Raw genomic sequence first — 11,274 nt, forward strand, 5'->3', positions numbered from 1 at the left:
ATTCAGAGCCTGGCCAAAATATCTAAGCCGTTCAGCCCAGCGTCGCGAGGTCGGCGTCGACCTTTTCGAGCGCTTCGTTGGTGATGAGGCCGCCGGAGAAATTGGCCACCATCTTCAGCGGAAAGCCGCGACCCATGGCGATTTGCGGGTGGGTGGAGATGCCGGGAAGATGCTTTTCGAGGATGGTCTTGCTTGCCTCGTTGTCGAGCAAATCACCGAGGCTTGTGTTGATGGAAAAAGACGACATGAATTACTCCTCCTGAAATTAAGGACAGCGGTGACGCGCTGTACGATTGATGACCCAGGAGGAAATAATATAGGGAGATGGACAGGTTTGCCCTCAAGCTTCGTCGAGACTTCCCTCTAAATTGCGGCAGTGCGTACGTCCTTGGGGCAAGCTGAACCTGCCCGGATTAACACAGGCCACGATTAATCTTCCCGATCGCGGCCGGCCGCCGTAAAGTCTCTCGCGTAAAGGACGGTGCGTCCAGCCCCATGCTATTTTGGCAGTCTTTCGAGAGTCATTACCGAACCTGGACTCGCCCCGCCGCCGGCGCCCCCCGTCGTCAAACCAAGAGACTTGACTTTTAATTCGGTAATCATGGTCAAGGTAGCCCCGGCAGGCAGGCTGACATTCTGATTCAACAATGGATTGAAGCCGGAAAACGAGACAACGGGCAGGACTGCGACTGGCCCGAACGGTGGGTCCGTGATAGATGTACCCGCCGCAGTGCTTCCCTGGTAGAAGACGGTTGTAGTCCCGGTGATGCTCAGCCCCTTCAAGTCCGGGACTTCAAGATTTTCCTGCGTCGGCTTGAACCCTAGCCCAGCCAATGAAACCTGCAAAGGTTCGCTGGTTTTATTGATGATGTCTGCCTTCTCCCGGATAGTTGATTCGCCGCTCCCCGGCGCTCCGCCATCGACGGCATAGACCACGCCTCCGGTTACCGTTCCTGCAGTCGCGCCCGTTCCATAACCGAGCATCGGGCCTTGTGCATGCATCTGGTTGGCGCCGACGTGAGAATCCGGATGAAGGTGGCCAATGTCGAGAAGAGTCGACGGCCCCGACGGATAGACCAGTATCCGGCGCCCGTCCACGGTCCACTCAAGCGTTCGTGGAAGCTGCACAGGGTCGCTGGGGACACCAAGATTGAATACCGGGTCATCTCTGTTGAATTTGAGGCTCGAATTGTCATCCGAGACCGTTACCGAATCAGCCCATGCAAGACAAGGACTGAACGTCAATGCCGCGCCAAGGACAAGGCCTAGGCTCACGTGTGAGTTCTTGAATTGCAATGCACCTGACTTTGTCGCCATGCGACGCCAGGTTGAAATAGCTTGTTTCATTTTGCAGACTCCTCGAATGTGGGGGTGGAGTTCGCGCAGGACGAAGATATGGGACGCTTCCCCTCGCATGGAGCGCTCGTCGGGCGCTCTGCGGAAGACGCTTTCCTTCCTCGCGCTACGCTTGGCAAGGTTTCATGCATAGGATGTGCCAAATTCAGGCCAGCGCGAGAAACTGGCACGCGTCTGCTCCGCATGGGGCCATATCAAGACGACTGTCTGTATTGATGCGGGAAGGATGTGCGTTGGGTGTTGCTCCGGACATGACATACCGCATGCCACTGGCGGGCTGCGCCCGACATATCACTGGCAAACAGGAGCACTCGTTTCCTGGACTGCATTCGTTGAATAACACCGGAGAAATGCACGCCATCCTTCGCCTCGCAGGCCGCGTCGACATACTCGCGAGACACCCGGCCTTGCTTCGTTTTGCGCCTCGTTCGGCGAACCTCAAACTCGTAGTACTAGCTGCTTAGCGGAACACTGAGATGGTAGCCGTTCTTTTCCCGGCGCCGGGCAATCGCATGCAGCATGTCCCATCCGGCTTCGAACGAGTCGACATGCGTGATCCTCCGTCCGCGAAGGTTGTTGTCTTTCCCCGCCCAGGACCGTATCACGCTCCAATGATCGAACAGGTCGCGGTCAAGGGCGATGCTATAGGTGCGGTTTTCTGAGGCGAAATCCAGGCGCACAGGATGGGGGATGGGTCTGGTTACCGCGTCCGATGGGTCAATCATTTCTTCAGCTTCTTGGCGGGTTGTTCTGTTACGTGCAGGTAGAAATTTTACGCAACAGCAACTCGTTGCAGTGAAAAATATGAAGAGTGCTCTCAAGAAAACATCGATTCTGCGACAAGGCCGCATGACGCTTTTCTTGTTGCCATTTCGCGCCGAGAAAGTAAGGTGATTGATGGGGGCACCACTCTGCGCCCTGCCGGGTCCGTCTGCACGCATTCATGCATGTGCGGATACCGAAGGCATTCCCTGGTCGTTCATGTGCCCACTCGCATTTCAGGAGGTGCAAGCATGCGTACCACTCTTATTTCTGCGTTATCGCTTCTGCTTTCGGGATGCGCCGCCATGACGACATCCGGTACCGAGGAAGCAGTTCTTTTTTCAGGCAAGCAGGCATCTGCGGAGAAAACTCAGCTGGTCTTGAAGCCCTACGATGACCTGCCGCTGTCGATCGAATTCGCCTGCCCGACCAGGCTTGCCACCATGATGACTTCCTACGTCGTTCCTTTGCCGCCCGTCATTCCGGTGGGATTTGTCAACAAACACGTCTCTTACCTCCACATCAAGATGCCGGAGGGTGCGGAAAGCGCGATTGCACGAACGCGCATTGTCACGCCGCAAGGGACTGCGATGCCGCTATCCGACGCACGGCAATCCGGTCGCAACCTGAACAAGGAAGGCATCCAGGAAGTGACTTACGCGCTCGACACGGACTGCGAGGCATTGGACGGCAGCGTGCTGGAAGTCGGCGGCTTTTCCTACAAGAACAAAGCCTATCCGGTTTCAGAGACGCGGCTGCAATTCGAGTCAAGGATCAAGGCCAGTGTCGCCTGGTGGCCGCCGGCTCTGTTCAATGGCGGGCGCCCGATCAGCGGCGGAAGCGACGCTGCGAAAACCGCTGCACAGTAGCGAATGTGCCGGCGGCGCTAGCCACTTAAGCTGTCATAGACCAGCATCAAGCCAGTCTCCCGCCGCCGTCCCACAATAAGGGAATCTCATGCCGTGCCAGGCACACGCATGTCGGACGCAACCACTGGCTGCAATATGGAGGTTCACCATGGACCAGGAAAACAGGAAATTCATCCAGAACATCATCGACAGCGGAAAGGACTTGACGCTGGCGACAATCCGGCAGGATGGCTACCCGCAGGCGACCACGGTCAGTTACGCCAGCGATGGCTTGACGATCTACGTGACGATAGGCAAGGAAAGCCAGAAGGCCAACAACATCCGTCATTGCGAAAAGGTGTCGCTGACCATCAATGCCGATTACCCGGACTGGAATCACATCAAGGGTTTGTCGATGGGCGCAACTGCCCGCATTCTGGATAAGCCGGATGACATCAAGCGCGCCACGGATTGCATGTTCAAGCGTTTTCCGCAGATGGCTGAATGGGCGCAGTCGAACGACACTTCGGATCTGGTGATGCTGGAGATCATGCCGAAGGTGATTTCCGTACTCGATTATGAAAAGGGCTTCGGGCACACCGAGCTTGTGACGATGTGAGGCGGTAGAAACCATAAGCCTCCACTTTCGCATCGCTGCTCGTCCTGAACCCTGACGGCGAAAAGGAAAAAGGGACCGCGTTCATGGAACGCAGTCCCTTTTTTGTCTGGTGCGGCTGGCAGGAATCGAACCCACGACCCCTTGGTTCGTAGCCAAGTACTCTATCCAGCTGAGCTACAGCCGCGAGGGGCGCAAGTGTAACACGCTCTTTGGTTTTATGGAACCCATGAGGCGCGAAGCTTGCCAGCGAAGGAAACCTGACTTGCGGCACTGTGCGCGTAGATCACAACCGGCATATCGTCATCTGATCAGGCGCGACAGCGCACATCCGCTTTGATACGTCTCAATCAGTCTTGCCAACGCTGACCTAGAGTGCATCGGCAAAGGGAGCAGAACATCAAGCAGGTGGATGGAGATGATGATGGACATTCAACAAAACAAGGAATTGGTTTCGCGCGGTTATCAGGCGTTCCAGAGCGGGAATATCGAGGAGTTGCTGCAACTGTTTGCAGACGACATCGAATGGATGGGCAACGATATCGATAATGTGCCGTTTTCGCGCGACTACCACGGCAAGCAGGACGTGGCGCAGTTCTTCGCGCAGTTGAACCAGGCACAGGAAGCACAGCGCTTCGAGCCGCGCGAAATGATTGCCGAAGGCGACAGGGTCGTTGTCACCGGTTATGCAAAATGGAATGTGCGGGCCACCGGGAAGAGTTACGAATACCCGTGGGTGCATCTCTTTACTCTCCGCGACGGGAAAGTGACGAGGTTCGAACAATTCTTCGACACGGCAGCCACCCGCGATGCCTACATGCCGGCGGGCATGACCTCGACGGCCGGCGCGGGTGAGGAAGCCGCTCCGCTGCATTGATTGCAGAAAGCGCAGGGCGGAAATCCTGAACGTCTTCCGCCCTGCAAAGCACTCCCCCTCTGTTCAATCATTGCGCGCCGGCATACCGGCGCGGGGATTCATTCGAGGTTCTTGTATATCGCATACAACTGCTCTTCTTCCCTTTGTATGCGCGAGACGAGCACGGGGCCGATGGCCTTGAGTTCCTTGATGAAGGCGGCGCGCTGTTCCAATTCAAGCAGCGCTTTCTCGGCGGCGTATTTGTCGAAGAAGCTGAACACGACCTTGCCGATGCCGCCCATTTCCTTTTTGAAGCTCAGGAACACGAACGCCAGTTCTTCCTCGCTGTGCAGCGCCTTGTTCAGATAGGCGTAGAGCTTCACACCCTCCTTGAGCAGATGGTCCGTCAAGGCACTGCGGAACTGCAACAGAAGCTCGGGGATCCTGCCCCATTGCTCTGCCGCGACGGCGCCGTCGATTCGTCCGTAGATCGCCAGCATGTGCTGGTGCTCCTCCTCGAGCTTGGCAATCAGGATGGGATCGTACTGGATCTGGAACTTGTCCGATGGCGCAGGAGCGCTTTGCTGCGGGTTCGCAATGATCGGTCTGATCGTGGCTGGCGGCGCTGCGGGGGAAGACGGCAGGAGTTGCGATGTGCCATGCCTTGGCGATTCGCCGTCCTTGTCGCGAAACAGATTCAACATTGCGTCAAGCATGATAGTCCCCCCTGTTCGATATTATTTATGTGAGCGCGACTTGCTTCCACGCCATCCGGCGCGGCTCAATCGCGCGAGGTAGAAACGGTGATCCTGTTGATGCTTGACGTGAATACTATCGCTGCGATTCCCGAATGGAACCTATACGAAGGTATGTGCGCAGTCTTCTGCCTTGCCGAATTGCGAGCGCCCACTTCGCTGCTGCAGGCCCGCTGCACGCTCTCCCCTGACCCTGGTCAAGGTTTTCCGATGTTGCGTAGCAGAGATGACACGTCGGCTCTATGCGCTTGCTGCGTTTCGTGGTTTTATTGATGCTGTACACATGACAGCGCCCTGCTGAACGGCGCAAGCGCATGTGACGCAACCCAAGAGCAAAGCATGGCAAGCGTCCTTATCCTGTACTCGACCGTTGATGGTCAGACCCTGAAAATCTGCCAGCGGCTGCAGCATCTTGTCGAACAGCAGGCACATTGCGCCAAGCTGGTCTCCGTCGACGAGGCGCAGGATGCGGATCTGAAACGATTCGACAAGATCGTGATCGGCGCGAGCATCCGCTACGGCAAGCATCGTCCGCAGGTATACGATTTCATCAATCGCAACCGTTCAATTCTGGAAAGCCGACCCAGCGCCTTTTTTTCGGTCAATGTGGTTGCACGCAAGCCGGCGAAGAACACACCGGAAACCAATCCCTATATCAGGCAGTTCCACAAGAAATCATCGTGGCGCCCCGCGGCACTGGGTGTTTTCGCGGGCAAGATCGATTATCCGAAATACGGCTTCCGGGACCGGCAGATCATCCGGCTCATCATGTGGATGACGAAAGGCCCGACCGACCCGAATGCCGTGGTCGAGTTTACCGACTGGGACGCGGTGGAAGCGTTCGGGCGTCGGCTCTGCGCGATGTAAGATCGCGAAGCCTGCCGCACGCGCGATCAGCCTATGCTGCCCGTAACCCCGCCCATTACTGGCAGTACGATGCCGGTAATGTACGCGGAGCATACCGGCGATGCCAGGAATACATAGGCGGGCGATACTTCTTCCGGCTGCGCGGGACGCTTCATGTCGGTGCTGGCGCCGAACTGAGCGATCTTTTCCGGCGGCTGGTCGGCCGGGTTTAGCGGCGTCCACACCGGCCCCGGCGCCACCGCATTGACGCGGATGCCGCGCGGGGCCAGATTGCTCGCCAGTGATTTCGTGAAAGCGTGGATCGCGCCCTTGGTGGCCGCATAATCGAGCAGCATCTCATGCCCGAACAGCCCGGTTTCGGAGCCGGTGTTGATGATCGCGGAGCCGTTTTTCAGGTGCGGCAGCGCTGCCCGCGCCATATGGAAATAGCCGTACAGGTTGGTGCGGATCGTCATGTCGAAATGCTCGTCGGTGATGTCTTCGAGCGACTTCGCGTGTTCCTGGAAGGCCGCGTTGTTGACCAGGACATCGAGTTTGCCGAAAGTGTCGATGGTGTGTCTGACCGCGCCGTTGCAAAAGCCCGAGTCGCGCACGTCGCCGGCGATCCGGAGGCAACGCCGCCCTTCATTTTCAATGCAGCGCTCGGTTTCCTTCGCATCATCGTGCTCGTTCAGATACAGCACGGCGACGTCGGCGCCTTCGCGTGCAAAGAGCACTGCCACTGCGCGGCCGATGCCGGAATCGGCGCCGGTCACGATAGCGACCATGTCCTGCAACTTGCCGCTGCCCTTGTATTGTTCTGCCATGAAGCGCGGTGCGGGATCGAGTTCCGATTCCATGCCGGGCTTTTGCAGATGTTGCCTGGGAAAAGGCGGCTCGGGTTGCCTGACCGCGCCGGCCTGGATGGCACCTTCCGCACTGCGTTGTTGGCTGGAAGTATTCCTGCTGTCGATGTCGTCGATCTCGCGCTGGATTTTTCGTTGCAGTTGAAGCACGTCTTCTGATGCACCTTGGGAAATCTTGTTCATCGCCATAAGCCTGTTCCTTTCCTCACTGGATCGCGTGCACGATGGAGGGCGCATGCCGGCGGGTTTGGCACGTCGGTGCCCTGTTCGTTGCGGCCGCCTGCAATCGGCATGGGAAGCGGCCGCAGTCAGATAGGCCGCGGCCGGTAGGAAAGGTTCAGCGGGGATTCAGGGTGAAGTCAGGGTGCACAAGGCACACCCGGTCGGGTCATTCCGCCAGCCAATCATGATGATGGCTGGCCCACTGTTTTGCTTTCGCGATGGCGATCCGGATTGCCTTGTCTTCGTCCATGCCCGCCGCGAGCAGGGCGTTGGCGATCTCGACTGCCTTGATGCGCACATTGTCGGGAAGGCGGGACATCGATTTTGGATAGTATTCTGATGACCAGGGCATTTTCCTGTCCTCCCTCTACGCTGAGCTGAACTAGCGTAGCGGCCATTCGAGAGGACAGGGATGATATGGCACAAGCTTGCTGACGACGCACGGTACATGGCGCTAACCCGCCTAATACATCATCCGTCCGCTGCGACTGATCATGCCGAGGTCCGTGTATTGCGATCCTGCCCGCTTGCCGTTGGAAAAATCGAGTTCGAAACCGCCGAATTCAAAACGGCCGGTGCGCGAGATCGACTCTTGCACAGCCTGGCCGTCCGGCGATCCCGCGGTGCGTTCGAGTGCGGCCACGGCCAGCCGCGCCGCGACATAGCCTTCCATCATGCTGGGCGAAGGAGGCACGGCCTTGTCGCCATAGTGCTGGTAATCGGCCAGGAAAGTCCTGCAAATCTGCAACTTGCAGCCGCTGGTCGGGTCCGGCATCACTTGTACCTGCCCGAAGCCGTGCGCATGCGCGAGACCGGCGGCCGCAATGATGCTCGCGGTATCGTTCACGGAAAGCGCGTAACGGAAGGCACTCAGCTTGGCGAGACCGAGTTGCCTGATAAAAGCCGCAGTGGGCTGGCCTGCGGTGCCGATGACGATGCCTTGCACGTTGGCTTGCTTGAGTTCGGCGATCGCCGCCGTCATGTCGGTGCTTCCGCGCGCGATCGTCAACCTTGTCGTCGATGCGAAGGGATATTTCGCGGCGGCCTTGTCAAAGGCGGAATAAATGAACTGGCCGAAGGGGTCGTCTTCATGGAGGATGGCCAGCTTGGTCAGTCCCAGCGTTGCATAGTGCTTGACGATGCGCTCGACTTCCTCCGCATAGCTGGCGCGGACATGGAAGACCCACGGGTTCACCGGCGTACGCAGGGAGTCGGCGCCGGTGTATGGCGCGATCAACGGCACATGGGCGCGTTCCAGGATGCCGGCCTTGAGCACCGCGCCGGTATTCGCCGTTCCCAGCACGCCAAGGATGAGGGCAGGCTTTTGCTCGGCAAGCACCTTCTCCAGCAGGCGAACCGTTTCCTCCGGCTTGTACTGGTCGTCACGGGTCACGAAACGGATCTTGCGGCCGCCGACACCGCCGGCCGCGTTCACCTTTGCAAACACCATTTCCGCGCCCGCCTTGAGGGCCGCGCCGAGCGGCGCGCGCGAAGCGGAATAGTCGGCGATCTGTGCCACGACGATCTCCGAGGCCTGGACCGCCTGAGCGAACAGACACATCAGCGCCACGCAGCAGTGCTTTATCCACATGCCCATCTCCTTCGTCAGCAGAAAACCATCAGGATTGACAGCCAGCCCTGATGGTAGATGGTCAAGGACGTCGAAGATGTGAAAAAAATTCAGGCATGCGGCCCTTGCGATTCATGTGTGCAGCGCAGCACACATCCCATCCGATCGCTGCACCCCGCGCTTCAGGCCATCTCAAAAAAGGCTCTTGGCCCAGTTGACGACACTGCCGATCACGACCATGGCCTTCAGCTTCCAGAGCGCGGTCGTGTCGCCAGGCTGCAAGGCTTCCGCACCGCAGCGGGGGTCGGAGCGCTGCAGGGCGCCGGTCATGGTGTGGTCGATCGGGATCGGTGCACAGCCATGGCCGCTCTCGCAGACGAAATCCCAGGGCTGGCGCGCCGGCGCGTGGCAGGCAAAGCAGTTCTTGCCGAAGCGGTTGTTGACCTCGGCAAAGCCGCGCTTGTGAATGCGCGATCCGTTCTTCGACACGTCGAGTTCAAAGAATTCCCAGTCGCCGGTCGCCGGGCTGAATCCCTTTTCCCGCTTCACCATCGCCTCGGTCGGCACCAGCTGAATCACCGATCCCTCCGGATAGATGGCGCCCTTGGGCGCGTTGGCGGCAGCGAGCGTGGCGTCGATATTGCCGCGCAGATTGTCCACGTAAAAATGCCGCACCGGCGTCATTTGCCGGATGCACTTAAAACTGCCGTCGTCGATCTTGATCGCGTTTGTTGTGGTGTCAAGCGCATTCGCCGGGCCGATTGCCGCCAGCGCCATGGCCGCACAGCATAGGCTCCGCATGATCGATCCCTTGCCTGCCCAATTTTCGTTCATTGTTCTTCTCCGCTTAGTCAATAGGTCTGTCGAATCTACCCAAAATCAAAAAATCCGTTTTCGATTTATAACAATTTAATTGTACACAATTTAAAATTGGCATGTAGCTTTTTTCCACGAGACATATTTGATCGCGCCTTGAAAGAACGTTGCCACCGGCAGCGAAGGCAAATCTTTCCCGTTCGCAACTATACTCATGAATGCCGCTGGGCAAAGTGAAGCGTCGCAAGACAGCTCCCGCAAATCCATGTCATCATGAAGGTAATTTCCACAGATAAAACCCGGCACGCCCACGCGTCACTCGTCAAGAGTGAACGAGGGCAAGACTCCCGCATTTCTGACGATCGACTGGATGCTTTCGACATGGACATGAAACCACCCGACACACTGCCAGACTTTGCAGGTCTTCTGCTCGACGCCGTATTCATGGTGGATGTCCGTGGGCGCGTTGTCTATGTCAATGCCGCGTGTGAACGCATCTTCGGCTACACGCCGGCAGAGATGATCGGCAAGACATTGATCGATTTCGTCTTGCCGGAAGACCGTGTGAGAACCTGGGAAGAAGCAATGCTGGTCATGGCCGGGCGCCCGAGGATAGGCTTTGAAAACCGCTATGTGCGCAAGGATGGCAGCATCGCCAGCATCATGTGGTCCGCCCGTTGGTCCAAGGACGATCAATTGAGGATTGGCGTCGCTCGCGACGTCACCGACAGAAAACGCGCCGAAGCCCTGCAAACGGCAACCTATGCCATTTCCGAAGCGGCTCACACGGCCGGCGATCTCGTCGGGCTGTACCGCGAAGTTCACCGGATCATCGCCAAGCTGGTGCCCGTGACGAGTTTTGCCGTCGCGATGTGGGATGAAGCGACCGGCCGGCTCAGCTTCCCTTACCAACTGGACATACAAGGCGACTCGGCGCTTGTACAGGACCCTGTCGCGCGCCGGCTTTGTGCCGACGTCATTCACGGCAGGCAACCGGCGCTGCTGCCCGAAGCCAGGCCGGGTTCCCGTGCCAGCGACGCCGCGTCGCATGACAACGGCGAATCCTGGCTGGGGGTACCGCTTGTCACCCAGAAAAATGTCATGGGTGTTTTGATCGTCAAGAGCCACCTGGGCACGTTCTACACGGAAAAAGACAAGGAGCTACTGCAGTTTGTCTCGACGCAAGTGGTGACAGCCATCGAACGCAGGCAATTGCATGATGAATTGCTGAGATTGGCGCAGTACGATGACCTGACCGGCCTGCCCAACCGGCGCGTATTTTACGATCGCCTGGAACATGTCCTCGCGCGGAAGCGGCGCGAGCGCGGCCGGGCGGCTGTGCTCTATCTCGACATGGATGACTTCAAGCAGATCAACGACTCGCTCGGACATGCGGCCGGCGACCTGGTGCTGCAGGAAGTCGCACGGCGGCTGAAACAGTGCGTGCGCGAGGAAGATACCGTTACGCGTCTGGGCGGAGACGAGTTCGTTGTGCTGCTGGAGAAAATTCAGTTGCCGGAAGACGCAGAGTCGATTGCGGAAAAGATACGTGCTGTTCTCGGTCAGCCGGCAAGCATCGCCGGAAAGGTTCTGCGGATGGTGCCGAGCGTGGGAATCGCGCTCTATCCCGATCATGGCAATCGGGGAGAGGAACTCCTGAAGCACGCCGACAATGCCATGTATGCGGCCAAAAAGAACAAGGCGGCCGCTCCAAAACAGGCGGATGCCGCCTGTCGTCCTCAAGAGCGCTGAAGCCCGAAC

13 protein-coding genes and 1 tRNA gene are annotated in these 11,274 nt (G+C 58.2%); 5 read left to right on the forward strand and 9 right to left on the reverse strand.

Annotated features, from left to right (window positions below):
• Positions 1-31: 31 nt before the first annotated feature.
• The 3 genes from E6W33_RS17545 to E6W33_RS17555 all read right to left on the reverse strand — a co-directional run bounded on the left by E6W33_RS17545 (position 32) and on the right by E6W33_RS17555 (position 2,081).
• A complete protein-coding gene (locus tag E6W33_RS17545) occupies positions 32-247 on the reverse strand; it encodes a hypothetical protein (RefSeq protein WP_136418611.1) in 216 nt (71 codons plus the stop codon).
• A gap of 251 nt (positions 248-498) precedes the next feature.
• Positions 499-1,347, reverse strand: a complete 849-nt coding sequence (locus E6W33_RS17550; protein ID WP_136418612.1) for a hypothetical protein — start codon at positions 1,345-1,347, stop codon at positions 499-501.
• Between the two features lie 461 nt (positions 1,348-1,808).
• Positions 1,809-2,081: a WGR domain-containing protein gene (locus tag E6W33_RS17555; RefSeq protein WP_136418613.1), complete on the reverse strand. Its 273-nt coding sequence runs from the start codon at positions 2,079-2,081 to the stop codon at positions 1,809-1,811.
• Between the two features lie 288 nt (positions 2,082-2,369).
• Here E6W33_RS17555 and E6W33_RS17560 point away from each other — a divergent pair, with 288 nt between their 5' ends.
• Both E6W33_RS17560 and E6W33_RS17565 read left to right on the forward strand, forming a co-directional pair.
• Positions 2,370-2,987, forward strand: a complete 618-nt coding sequence (locus tag E6W33_RS17560) for a hypothetical protein (RefSeq protein ID WP_136418614.1) — start codon at positions 2,370-2,372, stop codon at positions 2,985-2,987.
• Between the two features lie 148 nt (positions 2,988-3,135).
• The gene (locus E6W33_RS17565) at positions 3,136-3,585 is read left to right on the forward strand and encodes a pyridoxamine 5'-phosphate oxidase family protein (RefSeq protein WP_136418615.1); all 450 of its coding nucleotides are present in this window, start codon (positions 3,136-3,138) and stop codon (positions 3,583-3,585) included.
• A gap of 107 nt (positions 3,586-3,692) precedes the next feature.
• On the opposite strand, the gene E6W33_RS17570 is transcribed toward E6W33_RS17565, so the two are convergent.
• Positions 3,693-3,769, reverse strand: a tRNA-Arg gene (locus E6W33_RS17570).
• A 237-nt stretch (positions 3,770-4,006) separates the two neighbouring features.
• Here E6W33_RS17570 and E6W33_RS17575 point away from each other — a divergent pair.
• Positions 4,007-4,459, forward strand: coding sequence for a nuclear transport factor 2 family protein (locus E6W33_RS17575; RefSeq protein ID WP_168798680.1), 453 nt, complete (start codon positions 4,007-4,009; stop codon positions 4,457-4,459).
• 98 nt (positions 4,460-4,557) lie between these two features.
• Here E6W33_RS17575 and E6W33_RS17580 read toward each other — a convergent pair whose 3' ends face one another.
• On the reverse strand, positions 4,558-5,154 hold the full coding sequence (locus E6W33_RS17580) for a hemerythrin domain-containing protein (protein WP_136418617.1): 597 nt from the start codon (positions 5,152-5,154) through the stop codon (positions 4,558-4,560).
• 378 nt (positions 5,155-5,532) lie between these two features.
• Between E6W33_RS17580 and hemG the strand changes: the two genes are divergently transcribed.
• Positions 5,533-6,060: a menaquinone-dependent protoporphyrinogen IX dehydrogenase gene (gene hemG / locus E6W33_RS17585; protein ID WP_136418618.1), complete on the forward strand. Its 528-nt coding sequence runs from the start codon at positions 5,533-5,535 to the stop codon at positions 6,058-6,060.
• A gap of 26 nt (positions 6,061-6,086) precedes the next feature.
• Here the strand turns inward: hemG and E6W33_RS17590 are convergent, their stop codons facing one another.
• The 4 genes from E6W33_RS17590 to E6W33_RS17605 form a co-directional block, all read right to left on the reverse strand.
• Complete coding sequence (locus E6W33_RS17590) at positions 6,087-7,088, reverse strand: SDR family oxidoreductase (RefSeq protein ID WP_247869682.1); 1,002 nt, start codon at positions 7,086-7,088, stop codon at positions 6,087-6,089.
• A 205-nt stretch (positions 7,089-7,293) separates the two neighbouring features.
• A complete protein-coding gene (locus E6W33_RS17595) occupies positions 7,294-7,479 on the reverse strand; it encodes a hypothetical protein (RefSeq protein WP_136418620.1) in 186 nt (61 codons plus the stop codon).
• A 111-nt stretch (positions 7,480-7,590) separates the two neighbouring features.
• Positions 7,591-8,718 carry an ABC transporter substrate-binding protein gene (locus E6W33_RS17600; RefSeq protein ID WP_168798681.1) on the reverse strand — a complete coding sequence of 376 codons (1,128 nt, stop codon included), beginning with the start codon at positions 8,716-8,718 and terminating at the stop codon, positions 7,591-7,593.
• A gap of 171 nt (positions 8,719-8,889) precedes the next feature.
• Complete coding sequence (locus E6W33_RS17605; RefSeq protein WP_211097367.1) at positions 8,890-9,531, reverse strand: hypothetical protein; 642 nt, start codon at positions 9,529-9,531, stop codon at positions 8,890-8,892.
• A gap of 363 nt (positions 9,532-9,894) precedes the next feature.
• Here E6W33_RS17605 and E6W33_RS17610 point away from each other — a divergent pair, with 363 nt between their 5' ends.
• A complete protein-coding gene (locus E6W33_RS17610) occupies positions 9,895-11,265 on the forward strand; it encodes a sensor domain-containing diguanylate cyclase (RefSeq protein ID WP_136418622.1) in 1,371 nt (456 codons plus the stop codon).
• Positions 11,266-11,274: the final 9 nt, after the last annotated feature.

It is taken from the genome of Herbaspirillum sp. ST 5-3, assembly GCF_004804275.1.
Lineage (GTDB): Bacteria > Pseudomonadota > Gammaproteobacteria > Burkholderiales > Burkholderiaceae_D > Noviherbaspirillum.

What these genes read in the sequence shown, in the direction of transcription:
- E6W33_RS17545 (WP_136418611.1), bottom strand. Translation starts at nt 247, where the DNA reads ATGTCGTCTTTTTCCATCAACACAAGCCTCGGTGATTTGCTCGACAAC.
- E6W33_RS17550 (WP_136418612.1), bottom strand. Translation starts at nt 1,347, where the DNA reads ATGAAACAAGCTATTTCAACCTGGCGTCGCATGGCGACAAAGTCAGGT.
- E6W33_RS17555 (WP_136418613.1), bottom strand. Translation starts at nt 2,081, where the DNA reads ATGATTGACCCATCGGACGCGGTAACCAGACCCATCCCCCATCCTGTG.
- E6W33_RS17560 (WP_136418614.1), top strand. Translation starts at nt 2,370, where the DNA reads ATGCGTACCACTCTTATTTCTGCGTTATCGCTTCTGCTTTCGGGATGC.
- E6W33_RS17565 (WP_136418615.1), top strand. Translation starts at nt 3,136, where the DNA reads ATGGACCAGGAAAACAGGAAATTCATCCAGAACATCATCGACAGCGGA.
- E6W33_RS17575 (WP_168798680.1), top strand. Translation starts at nt 4,007, where the DNA reads ATGGACATTCAACAAAACAAGGAATTGGTTTCGCGCGGTTATCAGGCG.
- E6W33_RS17580 (WP_136418617.1), bottom strand. Translation starts at nt 5,154, where the DNA reads ATGCTTGACGCAATGTTGAATCTGTTTCGCGACAAGGACGGCGAATCG.
- hemG (WP_136418618.1), top strand. Translation starts at nt 5,533, where the DNA reads ATGGCAAGCGTCCTTATCCTGTACTCGACCGTTGATGGTCAGACCCTG.
- E6W33_RS17590 (WP_247869682.1), bottom strand. Translation starts at nt 7,088, where the DNA reads ATGAACAAGATTTCCCAAGGTGCATCAGAAGACGTGCTTCAACTGCAA.
- E6W33_RS17595 (WP_136418620.1), bottom strand. Translation starts at nt 7,479, where the DNA reads ATGCCCTGGTCATCAGAATACTATCCAAAATCGATGTCCCGCCTTCCC.
- E6W33_RS17600 (WP_168798681.1), bottom strand. Translation starts at nt 8,718, where the DNA reads ATGTGGATAAAGCACTGCTGCGTGGCGCTGATGTGTCTGTTCGCTCAG.
- E6W33_RS17605 (WP_211097367.1), bottom strand. Translation starts at nt 9,531, where the DNA reads ATGAACGAAAATTGGGCAGGCAAGGGATCGATCATGCGGAGCCTATGC.
- E6W33_RS17610 (WP_136418622.1), top strand. Translation starts at nt 9,895, where the DNA reads ATGGACATGAAACCACCCGACACACTGCCAGACTTTGCAGGTCTTCTG.